Genomic DNA, 21,118 nt, shown 5'->3' on the forward strand with positions numbered 1-21,118 from the left:
TATTAATTACTTTTTTAACCTTTTGCTTTCTGTATTTAATGGTATATTATCCCTGTATTTATAGAAAGGGGGATGTACTTTGATTTTTGCTTATATGTTTGTCGCTGTTATCGTGTATTTTGTTTTAATATTTCTAGGGTATATCACTAGTCTTCAGTTCTTTGAAGGAGAGTGTTTTGCTTTATACTTAGTTTTATTCATTATTATAGGTTGTCTTGTTTATATCTCCAGTCAAATTAAAGAATTAATTGATTTAGCAGAAAAAAAGCAAGGGAACAAGAAGAAATGATACATCATCATCATAAAATTGAAATTCAAAGAAAAGGAACACTTCACTGCCCAAGGCAGAAAGTATTCCTTTTCTAGAATTTCCGTTTCTTAAGCCTTCACCAACGCCTTCGTACTTGCCTCAAATGCAGCCAACACCGCATCCTTACCCTGCAAGCCTTCGCTTTCAATTTGCTTAATTCGCGCTAGCATATCTTTGTAATCACTAGGAATGATTTTTACAAATTTGCTTACATATTCATTCCAATCATTCAAAATACGTTGACCTACAGTACTACTTGTATACTGCGTATGACGTGTAATCAAGCTGTGTAGAAGCTGGCGATCAGCTTCCTCCACAACATCCTCTAGTAAGATCATTTCCTTGTTGCAGCGTTGCTCCAAATCGCCTTGCTCATCCAGAACAAAAGCTATGCCACCTGACATCCCTGCACCAAAGTTACGTCCTGTACCCCCAAGGACTGCTACAACTCCACCTGTCATATATTCACAGCCATGGTCACCAACACCTTCGACAACAATCTGTGCACCCGAGTTACGAACCGCAAACCGTTCACCCGCAATGCCTCGAATATAAGCTTCACCAGAGGTTGCCCCGTAGAAGGAGGTGTTTCCTAAAATAATATTTTCCTCTGCAATAAAGGTTGCTTCAGGTGAGGGCTTCACAATCACCTTACCCCCAGATAAGCCTTTTCCTGTGTAGTCATTAGCATCCCCGATCACTGTCATCGTCATGCCAGCAGGTGTAAATGCACCAAAGCTTTGACCTGCGGAACCTTCAAAGGAAAACTGAATCGTATCCTCAGGCAAGCCAGCGGCGCCATATTTACGTGTCACTTCACTGCCTAACAACGTTCCCGTTGCACGGTCGACATTACAGATTGCGATATTATCCACTTTTACCGCCTCACCACGCTCTAAAGCAGGTGCTGCCAGCGACAATAACTTACGCATATCCAACGTTTCTTCCAAGTTATGATTTTGCTGCTGTGTGCAATATCTAGCTGTATTCGTCGTCTCATTAGATAAATCTGGCACATGAAGTAATGGCGATAAATCAATACCACGCTTTTTCCAATGATCCACAGCCTCAAGTGAATCCAGACAATCTGTACGCCCAATCATTTCATTTATTGTATGGAAGCCAAGCTCTGACATCCATTCACGCAAATCCTCGGCAACAAAGCTCATAAAATTAACGACATGCTGTGGGTCACCTGTAAAGTTTTTACGTAGTTCAGGGTTTTGAGTAGCTACACCAACTGGGCACGTATCCAATTGACATACCCGCATCATGATACATCCAACAGCAACAAGTGGCGCCGTCGAGAAGCCATATTCCTCTGCACCAAGCAATGCAGCTACCGCAAGGTCACGCCCTGTTAACATTTTCCCATCTGTCTCTAATACAACCCGATTACGAAGATGGTTCATTAATAAAGTCTGATGTGTTTCAGCTAGACCCAGCTCCCATGGTAACCCAGCATGACGAATGGAGCTTTGAGGAGATGCCCCTGTTCCTCCATCATAACCACTGACTAAAATGACATCCGCACGACCTTTTGCTACCCCAGCGGCAATCGTCCCCACTCCTGCTTCGGATACAAGCTTCACATTAATGCGAGCATGCCGGTTTGCATTTTTTAGATCATAAATTAGCTCAGCCAAATCCTCAATCGAATAAATATCATGATGTGGAGGTGGCGAAATTAAGCCTACCCCTGGTGTAGAGCCACGAACCTCAGCAACCCAAGGATATACCTTTTTACCTGGTAGCTGTCCGCCTTCCCCTGGTTTTGCCCCTTGTGCCATTTTAATTTGAATTTCATCGGCATTGACAAGGTAGTTTGAGGTTACGCCAAAGCGACCCGAAGCCACCTGCTTAATTGCACTACGCCGGGAATCCCCATTAGCATCAGGAATAAAACGTGCTGGATCTTCGCCACCCTCACCAGAGTTACTTTTTCCGCCGATTCGGTTCATCGCAATTGCAATTGTTTCATGTGCTTCCTTACTAATGGAGCCAAAGGACATTGCCCCTGTTTTAAAACGTCTCATAATTGATGCCGCCGGTTCCACTTCCTCTAAAGGAACCTTTGGACCTACTGGCTTCAACTGTAGCATAGAGCGCAAAGTTAAATGTTTTTTATCTTCCCCTTGTGCCAACGATGTGAATTTTTTATATAATGCATAATCCCCTGAGCGTACCGCCTGCTGAAGCAAGTGCACCGTTTGAGGATTAAATAAATGCTCCTCTCCCCCACTTCTCCATTGATAATCGCCACTAGAGTCAAGCACCTTATCTCGACCATCCTGCGTAGTATAAGCACGATGATGATGCTGTAACGTTTCCTTCGCTACCTCGTCTAATCCAATCCCACCAATACGTGTAGGTGTTAACTCGAAATATTCATTTATAAAGTCCTCATTTAAACCCACTGCTTCAAAAATTTGCGCACCACGATACGATTGAATCGTTGAAATGCCCATTTTCGATAATGTCTTCACTACCCCTTTGGTCGCCGCCTTAATAAAGTTATAAATAGCTTTTTCAGGGGTTATGCCGGTCAGCATCCCTTGCTTAATCATATGATGCAAGCTTTCAAAAGCTAAATAAGGATTAACTACATCTACGCCATAACCTAACAATAGGGCAAAGTGATGAACCTCTCTAGGCTCACCAGACTCTAGCAAAATACTTACCTTTGTGCGCGTCTCCTGCTTCACCAAATGATGATGCAAGGTCGAAACTGCAAGTAGGGCAGGAATCGCCGCATTTTCCGCATCAACATCACGATCACTTAAAATAAGCACGTTATGACCTTTGGCAATGACACGATCCGCAGATTCACATAGTGCAGCGAGTGCATCACGTAAACCTTTTGCTCCATCCGCAGCGTTGAACAAAATCGGCATACTCATTGCCTTAAAGCCCGGGCGGTGAATATGGCGAAGCTTTGCAAAATCCTCATTAGATAAGATCGGAGAATTCAGCATAATTTGTCGACAGCTCTCAGGGACAGGATGAAGCAAATCTCGTTCTGCGCCAATGAGTGTCATTGTAGAGGTGACTAATTCCTCGCGGATAGCATCGATAGGTGGGTTGGTTACCTGTGCGAACATTTGCTTAAAGTAATTGTATAAGCGCTGGGTTTGTTCGGATAATACAGCTAATGGTGCATCATATCCCATCGATACAAGTCCCTCTCCACCAGTTAATGCCATCGGCTCAAGTACTTTACGTAAATCCTCATACGTATAACCAAATGCCATCTGCTCTTGCGTAATGTCCTCGTGATGTAAAGCAACACGTGCAGGTGTCTCAGGTAGATCCTCAAGGGTAATCAAATGCTCATCAAGCCACTGTCGATAAGGATTTTCCTTGGCAATCGATGCCTTGACCTCTTCATCTGAAATAATTCGTCCTTGCGCCGTATCGACGAGTAGCATTTTCCCAGGACGCAAGCGATCCTTATACAATACATTTTCCGCCGGAATATCGAGGACGCCAACCTCAGATGACAATACAATGATATCGTCCTTTGTCACATAATAACGTGATGGGCGTAAACCGTTCCGATCTAGTGTAGCCCCAATCTGCACACCGTCAGTAAAGCCCATTGCAGCAGGACCATCCCATGGCTCCATCAATGTACTATGGTATTCATAAAATGCCTTTTTATCATCATCCATATCGTTTAAGTTAATCCAAGGCTCAGGAACCATCATCATTGCCACATGTGGCAGTGAACGTCCACTCAAATATAAAAATTCAAACGTATTATCAAACATCCCTGTATCTGAACCATCTGGGTTAATGATCGGTTTTACTTTTTCTAAATCATCACCAAACACTTCACTTTTAAACAACGATTGACGGGCGTTCATCCAGTTCACATTGCCACGTAGCGTATTAATTTCTCCGTTGTGAATCATAAAACGGTACGGATGCGCACGTTCCCAGCTTGGGAAAGTGTTTGTACTAAAACGGGAATGCACTAAAGCAATAGCCGATTCCAAACGTTCGTCTTGTAAATCCACATAAAATTGACCGACCTGCTCCGTTGTGAGCATCCCTTTATAGACGATCTTTTTGCTAGACATACTTGGCACATAAAATTGATCACCTTGCTCGATATCCGCTACACCACCATAACGAATAGCAAGCTCAGCACGACGACGAATCACATACAATTTTCGTTCAAATTCAAGATCATTTTTGATATCATGACTACGTCCAATAAACACTTGGCGGACAAATGGTTTTGCAGCTGATGCCGTTTTGCCAAGCATATCATCTTCATAAGGCACATCACGGTAGCCAAGCACCTCTTGCCCTTCTTCAGTAATGATCGAAGATAGTAGTGCCTCTTGCTGAGCCCGAAGCTTTTCGTCATGAGGTAAAAATAACATCCCTACACCGTATTGCCCTGCCTCTGGCAACTGGAAGCCATACTCCTGCACAACCTCACTAAAAAAAGCATGTGGGATTTGTAGTAAAATACCTGCTCCATCCCCAGAGTTTGGTTCACTTCCTTGTCCTCCGCGGTGCTCCATATTGCTAAGCATCTGTAACGCCTGACTCACTATATCGTGTGATGCACGACCTTTAATATGGGCAACAAAACCCATGCCACATGCATCTTTTTCAAAAGCAGGATCGTATAAACCCTGTCGTTGTGGAATCGCAGTATGTTTCATCATTTTCGCGCAACCTTTCTCTTCGTAAATTGACCGCTATAGCTTTTCTTTTATTCTAACGGAAAAAGGTTGCGCTGTTTTTGCACTATCTTCTCATTCTTTTGCACAATTAAAATGAACTTTCTATCATTTTTTGTAACAGTGATGGCAAGTTTTTCATAAGTGGGTAAATTGACTCATAAACTGAGCGATTTTATTTTGCACTTTCTCTGTTTGCTCCTCATCGTATTGATGATTATAAGGATCTAAAAAGCCATGTTTTGCGTCAAAATCATAAACATCTACCTGCTCTTTATGTTGAAGCTGCTTTATTGTGGACTTTACGTCAAAGGAATCCTCTTTTGCAAATAGCAAAAGCGTTGGGCAAGCTGGAGTTAGATGAATGTAATCTCGAATGCGTGACCCATAACAAGCAATGACTCCACTACACAGCTCATTTTCAGAACATCGCCAAGCTACGGTTGCCCCTACACTAAAGCCTACAATAAATACATCAGCGTATTTTTCCTTCAAGCTTTTCAAAAGTTGGATTATATCAAGGTACACTGCAAATCCAACTTGATTAACAAAAAAGGAGTAAGCTAGCTCAGATTCCTCATAGGCGAAGGGTGTACGATGAAGTAAATTAGGGCAATACACATCATATCCTGCTTCAAGCCACCGCTGACCTTGTTCCTCCATAAAAAAGTTCATTCCATAAATTTCATGTAATAGGATGACTGCTTGCTTTTGATTTCTTATGTACGTTTTCAATGAAATGACTCCAATCTATTTGATTAAAATTGATTAAATTAGCTAAACAGGATAAATTTATTACATATTATCATAAATAAATGATGTTAGTGGTAAATAACGGAATGACTTAGTTAGCAAATAGAAGAAAGCTTTTAAACTGGAGGTAATATAAATGAATTATGATTTTAACAGGGATTGGCTTATCAAGAAGTTTGAGGAGATTAGAAGACGTATACTTAACGCACTAGAGCAACTAGATGATGAACAAGTGAACTGGAGACCTGACGGTATAAGTCATAGCATATCCACGTTGATCAGGCATATTGAGGGTAATATCCAAGAAAGAATTATGAAAGGCATCTTACATGAAGATGTTCAAACTAATCGTGACAATGCGCTTAAACAAACATACGTCAAAAGGGATGAACTAGAAAAGATCGTTTATTATAGATTTGAGCTAGTTGTTGATACGTTAAAAAATATCTCCGATGAAAAGTTAGAACAGACACAATTAGTTAGAAATCGAGAAAGAACAAATCTGGACATGCTGCATCAATGTGCAGCACATTATTCCGAGCATATGGGGCAAATATTTTATATTGCAAAGCAAATTTTACAAGAAAATTACAAATCCACCTCCATATAGTGTGCGACGCTCCTCTCTATTATTGGCAACCTCATAAAAAACATATATAAAAAGGGTCGCTTCATAACAAGCTAACCTGTTACGAAACGACCCTACAGCCGATTATAAAGTTAAAATTCCATCGTTACTTGATTTGTTACTCACTTTTTTGCTTAAAGCTTATTTCCTATTTGCACGTTTGATCCCTGTATGATTAAACGTTTAATACTACTTCTCCACTCATATCTTCTTCTTCATTTTTGTGATGCGTAATGAAGTAAGTGAGTGTTAATGCCAAACCAACTGCTGCAAAGATTAGCAACACGCCAACTTGATGCCATGCAACACTGAATTGACCACTTGAAATAATGGATTTATATCCAGTAACAGTGTACGTCATTGGTAAAAGCTTATTGAAGCCTTTTAACCAATCTGGGATTAGCTCCAATGGGAACGTACCAGCACTTGTTGTTAATTGGAAAATCAACATGAGAATCGCAATAAAACGACCTGGATTTTCAAGCCAAGTAACAAGTGCTTGGATGATAAACATAAACGTAATACTCGTTATGAAGCTAAACAGATATAACATCGGTACGCTTTTTACTTGTAAGCCTAAAATAGAAACAACAAACAATGCAGCTAAACCAGCTTGAACGGCACCCATTAATGTGAAGGACAGTGTTCTGCTCACAAAACGGTTCCATGCTGTTGCATCTTGGGTTGTGGAGCTACGTGTTGGAACTACCAAGGTTGCAATTAACGCTCCGACAAATAAACCAAGTGACAAGAAATAAGGAGAAAATCCAGTTCCGTAGTTTGGAACTTCATTGTATTTTTGTTCCTCTACTTTAACAGGTTCTGCAAACATCGAAACCATTGCATCTGATTTCTTCACTTCAGAAGTTTTGGTTGCTGCATCATTTAATTTAGTAGCAAGCTCATCAGTTCCATCTGTTAATTTCACAGTGGCATCTTTAAGTTTTCCAGCTCCAGAATTAAGTTGTTTTGATCCATCTGCAATCGATGTTACACCATTTGTTAATGTACCCATACCTTGAGACATTTTGTTAATGGCTCCACTAAGTGTACCTGCACCAGAAGCAAGTTTATTGCTACCTGCAGCAGCTTCAGACAATTTACTATTAAATTGCGTTAAACCCGCAACCAATTTCCCTTGTCCGTCAGACAATTGTGTAGCCCCTTGTAGTAAGGCTTGTTGACCTTGAGCAAGCTGCTGACTACCTTGATGCAATTGACCTTGGGCAGCTTGCAAATTTTTGCTTCCTTGCAACAATTGCTGTTGACCTTGTGTCACTTGCTCACTACCCGCTGCTACCGCTTGACTTGCTGCAAGCAATTTTTGTACCGCAGGGTTTTTAGCAAGGTCTGGACTTGCTTTCGTTAGTTGTTCTAGTCCTTGGGCAACGGATTTAGCACCAGCAGTTACTTTTTCACTGCCTGCTGCTGAAGCCTCTAAGCCTGATGTTAATTTGTCGCTACCTTCCTGAGAAGCTGCTAAACCTGCATTTAGCTTGCTTGCTCCTTCAGAAGCGGATTGCAATCCTGCTTGAAGCTTTTGCACACCATCTTGCGCTTGAACAGCTCCAGCTTGAAGCTTTTGACCCGCACCTGCTAATTGGGTTAGACCATTTGATAAAGTACCTACGCCATTGGAAAGGTCGCCTGCGCCTTTATTTAACTTGCTAACGCCTTCCTTCAAAGGTGCTACTCCTGATGCCAGCTTGCTTGTTCCATCTTCTAATTTCGCAAGATTTTCTTTAAGCTTCTGTACACCATCATCAATTTTGACGGCACCATCGTTAAGCTTTGTTGCTCCGTCTCCAGCTTTAACTAAGCCATCAGAAACTTCGCCAACCTTATCGAGCATCGCTTCGGCGTAAGATTCCGTTACTTTAGCGGAAACCTTTGCTCTAATTTGCTTCACTGCAGTGCCACCAATTTGACCTGCAAGGAAGTTGTAGCCTTCATTTGGCTCATAAATAATTTGAGCAGGCTGAGGAACATCATCCGTCAGTGTTGTTGCTTTGGAAGAGAAATCCTCTGGAATAATAATCGTCATATAATACTTATTATCTTCCATTCCCTTCTTGGCTTCGTCCCGAGAGACGAATTGCCAATCAAAGTCTTTACCCTTTTTCAGCTCATCAACAAGGTTTTCTCCTACAGTAAGTGCTTTGTCATTGTAGGTTGCTCCCTTATCCTCATTCACTACGGCTACAGGAAGCTGATCCATTTTACCGTAAGGGTCCCAGAATGCATCCAAAAACATTCCGCTATAAAGCACAGGAATAAATAACACGACAATGATTGGAATAAACACTTTAGGTTTTTTAAAGGTATCCCTCATGTCCTTAAGAAAAACCGCTAATGATTTCATAATCTTCTCTCCTCGTTATGACTTAAACTCTGTATCCGCCAGTTTTACTCCAGTAGGTCCCGTAGGCCCACCTCTTTATATTGGGGACAATCCATTTTTGAGGAATAAACTAACAAACTCTTTAATCTCAGCCTCACGCAATGGTTCATTGTGCTTGTTCCAATCTGAAGTTAGTGCTACGTATAACTTAAGCATGACAAATGAAATCACTTTGGGGTTAAAGGAACGAATTTCCTTTAAATCCATTGCACGTGCAATTTGCCGCTCCAAGTAGTCTAAAATAGCTGACTCTACTCGTTGTAAACCTTCTTTAGCTTGTGGCGTTCCAAAATCGCTGACTTCTTGGAACAGTTTGATAAGTAATCCGTGTTCCTGTCTGTACTCCAGTAGGGCATCCATACTGCGATATAAGTTATCGAAGAAGGAGTCCTCTTCACGAACCTTTTGCTCCGCAATATTTTTCATATCTGCAATAATAGAGCGAAGAATCTCACCAAACAATTGCTCCTTGTTCTCAAAAAATGTGTAAATTGTCCCTTTGGCTACATTCGCAATTTTTGCTACCTGATCCATCGTTGTTGCTTTGTAGCCAAATAATGCAAATGATTTCTCCGCAGCTGCGACCACTTGTTTACGGCGATCTAACACAGCCATTTGTTATGCACCTCCTTCATTATAAATTGTACCTCTCACACCAAAAATGACTGTTTTACTATTTCGGTCATTTGGTCAATCACTACTTTAGCACTTCTTTTTCAGTTTAGCAAGCAGTTTTTTTCATAAATTTTCAACTTTTTTCATGAAAGCGGATTCCTCACATTTAACCCGACTTTGGTCTAGTTTTTGACCCGCCCCAAGCCACTTACACATGATGGAAATATGATCTACAATATAGTTAACCGTTCGGTTCGTTGAATTGCTATAATCATTTTATAGAATTTAAAAACTTGTTACTTGCATATATGTAATAGACTGTATAATCATTGTAAATCTAAAGATTTTCTGAAGTGTTCAACTATTTACTTTCTAGTACGTATATATAGTTAGGAATGACTTAGGAGTTGGTTAATTATGTTAAAAAAGAGAATTCTCATCCTGTCTGAAGGTTTTGGAACAGGACATACCCAGGCTGCACATGCCATTGCAGCAGGGCTTAAGAGAATTTGCCCACAAGTTCATTGCAGAGTGCTTGAGCTTGGTTCGTTTTTGAATCCTACTGTAGCTCCTTGGATACTTCGTACTTACCGAGTAACAGTCAATTCGAGCCCTAACTTTGTTGGGAAGTTATATCGCCAAAAATATGAAAAACCGATAGGCAAACTATCCGTTTCTGCCTTAAATAAACTATTTTATGCACATGCAGCTGAAGTGATCCAAAGAATTGCACCTCATCTTATTATTTGTACGCATCCCATTCCTAATGCCATCATCTCACGATTAAAAAAGTCTGGGTTGATGATTCCTTTGTGTACTGTAATCACAGATTATGATGCACATGGCGCTTGGATTACTCCTGAGGTCGATCGTTATTTAGTATCCACCTCTGAGGTCAAAGATATATTAGTGGGTCGCAACATTCCATCAAGTAAAGTCCAAGCGACTGGCATTCCTGTTCATCCAGATTTTTGGACCGTAGGGAATAAACAGGCAGTGCGTGCAGAATTAGGTCTAAAAGATATGCCAACCGCCTTAGTGATGGGTGGAGGCTGGGGATTGTTGTTTAAGGATGATTTTATTGAGCGTCTAAGCGCTTGGAAGGATAAAATCCAACTTGTTTGCTGTGTAGGTAGTAACGAAAAGCTGGCAGAAAAGCTAAGTCAACATCCACTGTTTAATCATGAGAACATTGTAGTCATGGGTTATACAAAGGAAGTTAGTAAATGGATGGACGCCTCAGACCTGCTTATTACGAAGCCAGGAGGCATGACGTGTACAGAAGGTTTAGCCAAAGGCATCCCGATGTTATTTTATGAATCCATTCCCGGAATGGAAGAGAAAAATAGAGATTATTTCATTAAACATGGACTAGCTAAAGATTTAAACTCCGATGAGCTAGATAAATGGTTTGAACAGGTTGCAAGGGAAGATACTACGTTTAAGCAATGTTTAAGTAAACATAAAAGCAAAATCGACTACAAACCTCAGCATTGCGTTGAAAATGTGATTGATTTACTAGAGCTAACTAGCTTGTCTACAATAAGCATCGAAGCAACTGTACCCGTTGCTTCTGTACAACAACGTGCCAATTAAAACACTATAGATGTAGGCTACATAAAGAAACCGTTCTCGTATGAGAAAGTGGGACTGTCCCCTTTCTTAATGAAAGAACGGTTTCTTTTTATTACCTATACCTCAAGCGGGTATTTCTCCATATAACTTAATAGCTCATCTACTGTCGTGAAGGCGAGTCCTGTCACTGTGTCTGCACAGCCATAATAAATGGCGATTCTGCCTGTTGCTGCGTCAGTTAATGTTGCACAAGGGAAGGTCACGTTTGGTACATCGCCCACACATTCATATAACGTTTGTGGACCCAAAATGTAGTTTCTAGAGCGCGCCTTTACCTTCCAAGGCTGTTCTAAATCAAGAAGCGCACAGCCAATCCGATATACAAAGCCATTACATGTATTAATGACACCATGGTAGATCAATAACCAGCCTTGATCCGTTTCAATGGGAACTGGGCCAGGACCGATTTTTTTAGACTGCCATGCAGAGGCATCACTATTAATGGTTCCCATAACATAACGGTGTTTGCCCCAGAACGTAAGATCAGGACTTTCACTATAAAAAATGTCGCCAAAAGGAGTATGTCCTGTATCACTTGGACGGCTTAGCATCGCATAATGGTTACCAATTTTTCTTGGGAATAACACCCCATTACGATTGTATGGTAAAAAGGCATTTTCTAGCTGATGAAAGGTTTGAAAATCATACGTATATGCGATGCCGATCGTTGGGCCATGATAGCCGTTACACCATGTAATATAATATTTATCATCAATCTTGCATACACGAGGGTCATAGCGATATTCCCGCTTAATGATCTCCTCATCGCCTTGGAATACGATTGGTTCCTCATTAATAGACCAGTTTATCCCATCCTCACTAAAACCAGCAAAAATATCCATGCTTACCGATCTAGAATCACAACGGAATACACCAGCAAAACCTTCTCCAAAAGGAATAACAGCAGAGTTAAATATACTATTAGAATTAGGAGTCGCATCTCTTTGAATAATGGGGTTCTGATCATAACGCCATACTGGGGCATTTAAGCCTTCTGGTTTTTCCTGCCAAGGAATATGTGCTAACGTTTCTCCAATAATTTTGCTCATAGTTTTATCTCCTCTTCTTCTTCTCATCTTCTTTTTTAAATCAACGATTTTATTAAGGATACGATAAGTGTAGGACAGGGGCACTCCACTATAAAATCTCTTCCTCCATTGCCTTATACACAAGCTGCGAAAATAAACTATTAGACCAAGCAAACCAGTTTCGAGTAAAAATTTTAGGGTCATCGGCATGAAAACCTTCGTGCATATACCCTGTTCCTCCATCAGTTTGCTCTAAAAGTGAGATCATTTCTAGCTTTTCTTCCTTACTTTGTGCAGTTAGTCCTTGCATTGACAATGCCATGTGCCAAATATATTGCTCCGGTGTATGGGGACTGCCAATCCCTTTAGCCACAGCACCTTCATAATAAAATGGATTTTGTTTACTTAATGCAAAGCGGCGTGTATTTTGATAGATTTCATCATCTATCGATGTATATCCAAGGTAAGGAATTGACATTAGCCCTGGTGTACCTGCATCATCCATCAAGCAATAGTTACCAAATCCATCTGTTTCATAAGCATAAATCGGTCCAAACTCCGGATGACGATAAATCCCATATAACTCAATTCCACGCTGAACTTCTTGCTCTAGCTCCTTTAACTCGGCTAATAAATCCAAGTCGCGGAATACCCACTCCGCAAAATCCTGCATCTGTCTAAGCGTAACCACCGCAAACATATTGGCAGGCACGTTGTAATGAAAATCACAGGCATCATCACTTGAACGAAAGCCAGACCAGATCATCCCCGTATAATTGACCGGCATACCAAGTCCTTCATTACGTAAAGAGTCCCCTGCTACCCCACTATTACGCTGGAAACGATAAGGAGATAACTCTTGGTGACGTTGCTCTGTTTTAAATAAATCCACAATGCTACGTATCGCTGATTTGAAGCCCGCATCTAAGAAATCAGTGAGTCCTGTTTCCTTCCAATACATATGGGCTAATCGGATGACAAAGCAAAGCGAATCAAGCTCAAACTTCCTTTCCCATACCCATGGGGACATGTATGTCACATCATTGGCGTTCCAATGCCAATCATTTGCGGTTTCATTAAATGCATTTGCATACGGATCTATTAGTACATAAAAAATATGCCGTTTGATAAGACCACTAATAATTGCCTGTAGCTCTGGATCATATTTCGCTAGCGGGACATAATGAATGACCTGCTCCACGGAATCACGTAGCCATAAAGCAGGAATATCCCCTGTAATTACAAACGTAGTCCCATCATCTAGACATTTTGTTGTCGTCTCGAGCGTGTTCGGAAAGCAATTTTTGAACAATTGCAATAGCTTCGGGCGGTGTGCCAGCTTGCTTTCTGCTTCTGTTAAAACCTTTTGGACAGAAGGGGGCAACGGCAACACAGGCATTGTAATTTTAGGCAATCTAAATTTCTCCACTGCTTTTTCCTCCTCCCCAGTTCAGTCGAATACTTTTTATCTCATAAGGTGCAAACTGTAAATGAAGTGTCCGATTATTATCTGATTCAAGCTCTTCAAGCTCATCCTCCAGTGCGTTAGACAGCCACGCACTTGCATATGTTTGTTGCTTCCACATAAGACTTATCTTCTCCCTGCCACCCGCAGACTCATAAAGTCTTATCACACAACCTTTTCCATCCTCTGTGGGCTTTATTGTATCTACGATGACATAGTTACTATTAAAGTCTATAAGTGATCCACTACCAAATACGTCGTTAGCTTTAACAGTAGTTCCTTCTTCATTTCCAATTCTATACGCCGCACTTACAAAGCTTTGCTGGTTTAGCTCCATCGCTTTTCGTAATGTATGGGCAGTTCGCCAGTCTCCCTTATGAGGATACAAGGAGTAAGTAAATTCATGCTCTCCTAAATCAGCGGTAGCATCTGGCCATTTGGGCGCACGAAGCAAGGAAAGACGGATCGTGCTACCTTGAACGTCATAACCATATTTACAGTCATTTAGTAAACTCACACCATAATCATGCTCAGACACATCCACAAAACGATGCCCACACACCTCATATTGGGCTTGCTCCCAAGATGTATTGCGATGAGTTGGACGCTCTAGCGCGCCAAACGGAATTTCATAAGTAGCTTTTGTAGTCACTACATCAATCGGAAAGCCTACTTTAAGTAGCTTGTGGGCTTCATTCCATTTCACATGTGTTTTAAAATCTATTTTTGAATCGTGGTGATATAGGATCATGTCCTGTATGATTTCAGAGTCTCCAATGCGCCAATGAAAACGTAATACGTCTTGAATACTACCTGTTGTAATCACTTGTTTATCTAGTAAAATAACTTCTCCGGCAGGCTGCTTCTCGTAACGGTCATCGATATCCCATGCGTCCCAAAGCGTAGGTCGATCATGGAAAAAGTAAAAACGATTAGCACGTTCACCACGTACTACAATTTCACGTTGAGCTACTTTGTCATATAAACTTGTAATCTCACCAAGATTGTTAAAGGTAATGTGATAGTATTCCGTTTCCCAACAATCGCCTAAGGTTAAAGTGTCTTGTTTAGACGGAATACGATCAAGTCCAGCCGTTCCAATCCAAATCGTCTTGTACCCAAATGCAGGAACATTCTGAACATAAACTTTTGCTACAGCACTTCCTTTTGTACTTATAGTCTGAATATAGCCGTCTGAAAGCTTGCCTTGCTCGTCATAAACAACTATTTGTTGTTGCTCTTTATGCTCAATTAAGTGTGATAGCGGGATATCTACAACCAAGTCACGTCCCCAACCTAAGCTATTAAAAATGAGATAAGATTGTAGCTCTTCTCCTGACTGCATTAAAAATACCGAATTAGAAGCCTGTTCGACTACCTCTACTGCTACCTGCTCCATTGCCGCATTCAACACAGATTCACCAATTTCCATTACCTGCTTATATTCCTGCGTTGAGGTTTCATAGGACTCTGTAATTGCTGAACCTGGAATAATGTCATGGAACTGATTTTGTAAAATCAGCTTCCAGCCTTGCTGGAGATTTTGCTGTTGTTGCCGAGCTAGCTCCTCCTCCATGTGGACCGATGCCATCACCTGCCACATTTCTGCCTCCCGATACAGCACCTCTGCTTGGCGATTGCTACGTTTATTGCGACTATGGGTCGTATACGTCCCACGATGAAGCTCTAAATATAAATCGCCTTGCCATATTGGAAGCTGTGGCTTAGCTTCTGTAATGCCATGGAAAAAGGCTGACGCTGTACTATAAGTACTCGCAGGTTGGCCAACCATCAACTCAGAGCGTTCAATATACTCCAGCATTTCGCGGGTAACTCCACCTCCGCCATCTCCATGTCCATATAACAGCATTTGCTCATTGTGGACGTTCTTTTCACGATAGGACTGCCAATGCGTGTCTACGTCTTCAGGCGTTGTATTCTCATTAACTCCATGATTCAAATAAGACAACATCGCTGTCCCATCGATGCCTACCCAATGGAACAAGTCATATGGAAAACGATTCGTATCATTCCACCCTAACTTCGTGGTCATAAAGTACTTTATCCCACCATGCTTTAAAATTTGTGGTAAGGAAGCACAATACCCAAATGTATCTGGTAGCCATTCAATCTCTGAGGTACGCTGGAACTCCTCACGATAAAAATGTTGTCCGTACAACATTTGCCTCATTAATGACTCCCCACTTGGAATGTTGAGATCGGGTTCGACCCACATCCCACCCACTAATTCCCAACGACCTTCTGCTATGCGTGAACGCACCTTTTCATAGAGAACGGGATCATTATTTTTTAAAAATTCAAACAATAACGGTTGGCTTTGCGCATAATTAAAATCTGGATATTCCTCCATCAACGTATGCATGGACGAAAACGTACGACTTGTTTTCCGCACCGTTTCTCTCATTGGCCATAACCAAGCAATATCGATATGCGACTGCCCAATCATATGAATGAAGCCCTCGGCACTACTTCCAATAGCTTGAATTAAGCTACGTAGCTGATCTTCTATGAGCCTAACTGAGCTTCCTGCTTCAATCTCTGCATCACTTAAGCCGATCCAGCTATCCATAGCCTGATACAACGCCTCAAGCATGCGTGTACGACGCATATCATGCTGAGTTAACAGCACCGCAGAATCACGAACAACAATGACGGTGTACAGTAGGCTTTGCACCGCCTTATTCACCAATACAAGCTCGCTATGAATACGGCGAATAGGAGGCTGAATCACAGCTTGATGATTAAGAGGATCAACTGGCTCTGGGATGGGATCATATAATTCAATTTCTAATTCCAGCGGTTGATCAAAGACTTGTTCAGAAGCTTTGGATTTTCCTTGTGCCAACGTTGCAAAGGTATGGTTACGATCAAGCCCTTGCTTCGATTGTCCATTGATCCGTAATAATCCTTCCCCACCAGACTTAAAAATTAAGCCGATATGCCCTCCTTCCCATGCCTTTGGCAGCTCAACTGTATTACGGAAAAAATAGGTCGTGCCTTGCACACTAGGAAATAAATCATAGTTATCCCCATCTATATAAGGAGCTTCATCGTCATATTGCCCTGGTAGATGGTATACGGTATGGGTAATATTCCAATCTCGTAATTCCTGCCGTGCTAGCCACTGCTTCTCTTCAAGCTCAGTAATGAATCGCTTTAATCGTTCCATCTAATTTCCCCCTTCCGTTTCCCCGTTCCCGTTCCAGCTAATCAGTAAGTTTTTTTCGATCAGGCTTTGATTCCATCTTCATAATTTTCGATTCTGTACTTTTAACCGTCAATTCGGTACTTAACGTATCGTTGACATTTGTGCCTACCATCACTTTAAAAATCCCTGGCTCCACCACATATTTATAATGAGGTCCAATGTACTGAAGCTCCTCTTGCCCTATTTCGAATTGAACCGTTCTTTTTTCACCTGGCTCTAGCTTGATTTTTATAAACCCTTTCAATTCTTTGAGTGGCCTAGTCACTGAACTCGCCACATCTGAAATGTACATTTGTACAACCTCTGCCCCAGTTACGTCACCTGTATTTTGTACCTCAACACTCACTGTTGCTGTTTCATGCGGTTCAATCACGGCAGGCTCTAGTCGTAAGTGAGAATATTCAAAGCTAGTATAGCTAAGCCCAAAACCAAAAGGATATCTTGGCTGAACATCATCCTCTAAATAACGTTTGCCTCGTGAACGCTTACCATTGTAATAGACGGGCAACTGTCCAACATGCTTCGGAATGGATACGGTTAGCTTGCCAGATGGGTTCACTTCACCAAATAAAATATCAGCAATCGCATTGCCACCTTCCTGCCCAGGATACCATGTCTCTAAAATAGCATGGGCATGTTCATCCACCCATGGCTCTGCCACAGGACGACCATTAATATAAACAACGACCATTGGCTTACCAAGCTTGTGTAGCTCCTGCATCAATTCTAGCTGAACACCTGACAAATGAAGGGAAAGACGATCAATACCTTCCCCACAATCCATATCGCTCCATGCATGACCCGTTACCACCGAAGCGCCCGTTTTTAAATCAATGCTACCTTCACCAAAATCTCTTGCACTTGAGCCACCGACCGCCATTACAATAATGTCTGCTTCCCTAGCATACTCAATGGCAGTATTAAAGCCTTCACGCGAATCTCCACGTATCCGACAACCTGGTGCATATAACACCCGCTCTGCGCCAAGCTTGTTCGTGATGCCATCTAGCACAGTGACAACTTTACCAACAGGCTGAGGAGAGGTATAGTCACCTAGCTGGTTGTAGCCTGTAGCCGCGTTGGGACCAATCACTGCAATTTTGCCAAAATTAGACGGTTCTAAAGGTAAAATATGATTTTCATTTTTAAGCAAAACAATGCTCTCCGCCGCGATTTTTTGAGCTAATTCAGTATGTGGCTTAGAGCCGATAACTTCTTTAGCCAAAGCAGGATCAGCAAAAGGATTTTCAAATAGGCCTAGTTTAAATTTTAAGTTCAGCACTCGCAAAACAGCCTGATCCAGTACCGCCATCTCTAATTTATGATGCTGAACGGCTTGCACTAAATGTTTGCCAAACATTTCACCTGACATTTCCATATCAATCCCTGCATTTATAGCTTGAACTGCTGCGGATAATCCATCCTCGGCAACATCGTGACCACTGGCTACCATTTCGATTGCACCACAATCTGTAATGACAAGCCCGTCAAAGCCCCAATCTTTACGTAAAATATCTTCTAGCAATTCATGATGAACTGTACAAGGAATGCCATCGATTTCATGATAAGCAGGCATGATAGACACTGCACCTGCCTCTACGGCCTTGCGGAATGGCAATAAATCTACCTCTAGCAGTTCACGTTTCCCCATATGAACAGGAGCAGCATTCCGCCCTCCCTCTGATGCACCATAACCTGCAAAATGCTTCAAGGTAACGCCAACACTGCGCTGATTGCTCAAATCATTGCCTTGCAAGCCTTCCACTGCCGCAACGGCAAATTGGCTAATTAAATAGGCGTCCTCGCCAAAGCATTCCTCTGTTCGCCCCCACCGAGGGTCACGCACTACATCGAGCACAGGTGAATACGTCACTGCCCCACCTTGGCTTCGTGTTTCTAAGGCAACCGCTTCACACACTTCACGGTACAGGTCTACATTCCAAGAGCTACCCAGCGATAATGGAACCGGAAATACCGTTGCACCAATCGCCATATGACCGTGTGAGCATTCTTCGCCAATCAAGAGTGGAATTCCTAAACGCGAGTGCTCTAGCACATAACGCTGAATGGCGTTAACTGCTTCTGCACCTGCCTCAGGAGATAGTCCATTTTCTAATGTCACTCCTGTCCATGGATCAGCTCGTAGCATTCCATATAAGGAGCCGATTCCGCTTTGCTTCACCTTTTCCTTAAATTCTTCGGTGATCGTAAAAGTACCCTCTTTATATTGATAGGTTTGCCAACCAAATAACTGAATTAATTGACCCACCTTTTCTTCCAAGGTCATTAAGCTAAGCAAATGCTCCGCTCGTTCTGTGGCAGGTTTACCTGCATCTTTATACAACATTTCAGTCATGTCCTCTATCCGCTCCCTCCGTGAAGATTATACTTTTCTTACACTGCCTATTCCTTCACCGCACCTACTGTAAGTCCCTGAATAAAGTAACGTTGGAAAAATGGATAAGCAAATACGATTGGGCCTGTTGCCAATACGACCATCGCCATACGTGATGTATCCTGTGGCATCGATCTAAGTGCTTCTAAACTTAAAGAGCTGTTTTGAGAGTTTTGCAAAATAAACTGCATACTAGTTTCAATACGCATCAGCATCGATTGGAGTGGAACAAGACTAGGCGTATCAATGTACAACAAGGCGTTAAACCAGTCATTCCAGTAGCCAAGTGTACTAAACAACGCAATAGTTGCTAAGCCTGGCAAGGAAAGTGGCAAGACAAGCTTTAAAAATATCCGAAACTCACCAGCACCATCTATTTTGCCTGATTCGATAATGGCATCAGGGACACTTGTGCTATAAAAGGTACGTAAAATCATGACGTAAAAAGCATTCATCGCAAGCGGCATAATTAATGCCCAGATCGTATCTTTAAGCCCTAGAAGCTGAGTAACGATAATATAGGTTGGCACTAAGCCTCCATTAAACAGCATTGTAAAAAAGGCAAAGAATGCAAAGAAATTGCGGTAGCGGAAGCTTTTTCGAGAAATCGCATAAGCATAAAGTGCAATAAACAATAAACTTATTAATGTACCTATAACTGTTACGAAAATAGTAACACCATACGAGCGTAGGAGAAGGTCTCCTGACTCAAACACATAACGATAAGCACCCAAGCTCCATTTTGCTGGAATAAGTCGATACCCATCCCGTGCTAGAGCATTTTCATCCGTAAATGAAATAATAACGACAAATAAAAACGGAAATACACATAAAAAGGAAAATATTCCTGCAATAAAATTAAACACTACATTCCATGGTTTAGATAAATTGTGGAAATCTCGTTTTTTACGAGGAACTGCAAGTGTTGCCATTCCAATCACTCCTTCACGTATGCTTAGAACAAGGCGCTGTCCTTATTGTATTTACGTACAATATAGTTGGACGTCATAACGAGTACGAAACCAACGACAGACTGGTATAGCCCTGCTGCCGTACTCATCCCGATTTCTCCCATTGACTTCAGGCCTTGGTAAACGTAAGTATCAATCACGTTGGTGACACTGTAGAGCGTTCCAGAGTTTCTTGGTACTTGATAAAACAGTCCAAAGTCCGCATAGAAAATTTTTCCTATTGCGAGCAAGGTCATGATCGTAATGATCGGATTGAGTAGTGGCAATGTGATGTTGCGAATTTGTTGGAATTTACTTGCGCCATCAATCATGGCAGCTTCATATAGTGATTTGTCGATCCCCATAATTGCCGCTAAATAAACAACACTGTTATAACCAACCGCTTTCCATAAATACACGAAGATCAGAATAAATGGCCAATATGCTTTTTCTCCATACCATTGAATTGAATCGACTCCAAAATAACCAAGGATTTGGTTCAGCATACCGCGCTCTGAGCTAAGAAAGCTAAATGCAAAATACCCAACGACAACCCATGATAAAAAGTAAGGCAAAAACATGCCTGTCTGATAAATTTTTGCGAGCTTCTTATTCACTATTTCAGATAAAACAATCGCCATCCCTACAGACAAGATTAGTCCGAGGATAATAAATGCCCCATTGTATAGTAAGGTGTTGCGCGTAATGATATAGGCATCATTTGTCGTAAATAAAAATTTAAAATTATCGAGGCCAACCCATTTACTGTTGATTACACTTGCCCAAAAGCCATGACGGCTAAATCGGTATTCTTTAAAAGCAATGACCGTCCCAATCATTGGGAGATAGGAAAAAAATAAAAACCACAATGCGCCGGGTAACACCATAAATAACATGATTTTATTTTTCATAACATTTTTTAAAAATCCAGAAACCATTTTCACCTTGTATCCCTCCCCATCTGCAAACCATCTATAATTCATCTGCGTCTCATCTGTATCCAAATTAAACG

At 41.6% G+C, this 21,118-nt stretch carries 12 protein-coding genes; 2 read left to right on the forward strand and 10 right to left on the reverse strand.

Going from position 1 to position 21,118, the window contains the following annotated elements; genetic code table 11:
• Positions 1 to 378 precede the first annotated feature (378 nt).
• Together gltB and J2Z32_RS00945 are read right to left on the reverse strand one after the other, a co-directional pair.
• Positions 379 to 4,989 carry a glutamate synthase large subunit gene (gene gltB, locus J2Z32_RS00940; RefSeq protein WP_210087536.1) on the reverse strand — a complete coding sequence of 1,537 codons (4,611 nt, stop codon included), beginning with the start codon at positions 4,987 to 4,989 and terminating at the stop codon, positions 379 to 381.
• Positions 4,990 to 5,145: 156 nt separating this feature from the next.
• Positions 5,146 to 5,742, reverse strand: a complete 597-nt coding sequence (locus J2Z32_RS00945) for a dienelactone hydrolase family protein (RefSeq protein ID WP_245251018.1) — start codon at positions 5,740 to 5,742, stop codon at positions 5,146 to 5,148.
• A 154-nt stretch (positions 5,743 to 5,896) separates the two neighbouring features.
• Between J2Z32_RS00945 and J2Z32_RS00950 the strand changes: the two genes are divergently transcribed.
• Positions 5,897 to 6,370, forward strand: a complete 474-nt coding sequence (locus tag J2Z32_RS00950; protein WP_210087265.1) for a DinB family protein — start codon at positions 5,897 to 5,899, stop codon at positions 6,368 to 6,370.
• 193 nt (positions 6,371 to 6,563) lie between these two features.
• On the opposite strand, the gene J2Z32_RS00955 is transcribed toward J2Z32_RS00950, so the two are convergent.
• Both J2Z32_RS00955 and J2Z32_RS00960 read right to left on the reverse strand, forming a co-directional pair.
• Positions 6,564 to 8,750 carry a YhgE/Pip domain-containing protein gene (locus J2Z32_RS00955; RefSeq protein ID WP_210087266.1) on the reverse strand — a complete coding sequence of 729 codons (2,187 nt, stop codon included), beginning with the start codon at positions 8,748 to 8,750 and terminating at the stop codon, positions 6,564 to 6,566.
• A 75-nt stretch (positions 8,751 to 8,825) separates the two neighbouring features.
• Positions 8,826 to 9,404: a TetR/AcrR family transcriptional regulator gene (locus tag J2Z32_RS00960; RefSeq protein WP_210087267.1), complete on the reverse strand. Its 579-nt coding sequence runs from the start codon at positions 9,402 to 9,404 to the stop codon at positions 8,826 to 8,828.
• A 417-nt stretch (positions 9,405 to 9,821) separates the two neighbouring features.
• Here J2Z32_RS00960 and J2Z32_RS00965 point away from each other — a divergent pair, with 417 nt between their 5' ends.
• The gene (locus J2Z32_RS00965; RefSeq protein ID WP_210087268.1) at positions 9,822 to 11,000 is read left to right on the forward strand and encodes an MGDG synthase family glycosyltransferase; all 1,179 of its coding nucleotides are present in this window, start codon (positions 9,822 to 9,824) and stop codon (positions 10,998 to 11,000) included.
• A gap of 95 nt (positions 11,001 to 11,095) precedes the next feature.
• On the opposite strand, the gene J2Z32_RS00970 is transcribed toward J2Z32_RS00965, so the two are convergent.
• The 6 genes from J2Z32_RS00970 to J2Z32_RS00995 all read right to left on the reverse strand — a co-directional run bounded on the left by J2Z32_RS00970 (position 11,096) and on the right by J2Z32_RS00995 (position 21,044).
• The gene (locus J2Z32_RS00970) at positions 11,096 to 12,088 is read right to left on the reverse strand and encodes a glycoside hydrolase family 130 protein (protein WP_210087269.1); all 993 of its coding nucleotides are present in this window, start codon (positions 12,086 to 12,088) and stop codon (positions 11,096 to 11,098) included.
• 88 nt (positions 12,089 to 12,176) lie between these two features.
• Entirely contained in the window at positions 12,177 to 13,496 is a 1,320-nt protein-coding gene (locus J2Z32_RS00975) for a glycoside hydrolase family 125 protein (RefSeq protein WP_210087270.1), read from the reverse strand.
• Entirely contained in the window at positions 13,483 to 16,722 is a 3,240-nt protein-coding gene (locus J2Z32_RS00980) for an alpha-mannosidase (protein ID WP_210087271.1), read from the reverse strand. Before J2Z32_RS00980 ends, J2Z32_RS00975 begins: the two co-directional genes overlap by 14 nt.
• Before the next feature lie 37 nt (positions 16,723 to 16,759).
• Positions 16,760 to 19,108, reverse strand: a complete 2,349-nt coding sequence (locus J2Z32_RS00985; RefSeq protein WP_210087538.1) for a glycoside hydrolase family 3 N-terminal domain-containing protein — start codon at positions 19,106 to 19,108, stop codon at positions 16,760 to 16,762.
• A gap of 56 nt (positions 19,109 to 19,164) precedes the next feature.
• Positions 19,165 to 20,088 carry a carbohydrate ABC transporter permease gene (locus J2Z32_RS00990; RefSeq protein ID WP_210087272.1) on the reverse strand — a complete coding sequence of 308 codons (924 nt, stop codon included), beginning with the start codon at positions 20,086 to 20,088 and terminating at the stop codon, positions 19,165 to 19,167.
• Between the two features lie 23 nt (positions 20,089 to 20,111).
• A complete protein-coding gene (locus tag J2Z32_RS00995; protein ID WP_210087539.1) occupies positions 20,112 to 21,044 on the reverse strand; it encodes an ABC transporter permease in 933 nt (310 codons plus the stop codon).
• Positions 21,045 to 21,118 lie beyond the last annotated feature (74 nt).

It is taken from the genome of Paenibacillus turicensis, assembly GCF_017873435.1.
Classification (GTDB): Bacteria; Bacillota; Bacilli; order Paenibacillales; family Paenibacillaceae; genus Fontibacillus; species Fontibacillus turicensis.

Excerpts from the sequence above, each read along its gene's own strand:
- J2Z32_RS00950 (WP_210087265.1), top strand. The coding sequence starts at position 5,897 with ATGAATTATGATTTTAACAGGGATTGGCTTATCAAGAAGTTTGAGGAG.
- J2Z32_RS00960 (WP_210087267.1), bottom strand. The coding sequence starts at position 9,404 with ATGGCTGTGTTAGATCGCCGTAAACAAGTGGTCGCAGCTGCGGAGAAA.
- J2Z32_RS00995 (WP_210087539.1), bottom strand. The coding sequence starts at position 21,044 with ATGGTTTCTGGATTTTTAAAAAATGTTATGAAAAATAAAATCATGTTA.
- J2Z32_RS00980 (WP_210087271.1), bottom strand. The coding sequence starts at position 16,722 with ATGGAACGATTAAAGCGATTCATTACTGAGCTTGAAGAGAAGCAGTGG.
- J2Z32_RS00955 (WP_210087266.1), bottom strand. The coding sequence starts at position 8,750 with ATGAAATCATTAGCGGTTTTTCTTAAGGACATGAGGGATACCTTTAAA.
- J2Z32_RS00990 (WP_210087272.1), bottom strand. The coding sequence starts at position 20,088 with ATGGCAACACTTGCAGTTCCTCGTAAAAAACGAGATTTCCACAATTTA.
- J2Z32_RS00965 (WP_210087268.1), top strand. The coding sequence starts at position 9,822 with ATGTTAAAAAAGAGAATTCTCATCCTGTCTGAAGGTTTTGGAACAGGA.
- J2Z32_RS00985 (WP_210087538.1), bottom strand. The coding sequence starts at position 19,108 with ATGTTGTATAAAGATGCAGGTAAACCTGCCACAGAACGAGCGGAGCAT.
- gltB (WP_210087536.1), bottom strand. The coding sequence starts at position 4,989 with ATGAAACATACTGCGATTCCACAACGACAGGGTTTATACGATCCTGCT.
- J2Z32_RS00970 (WP_210087269.1), bottom strand. The coding sequence starts at position 12,088 with ATGAGCAAAATTATTGGAGAAACGTTAGCACATATTCCTTGGCAGGAA.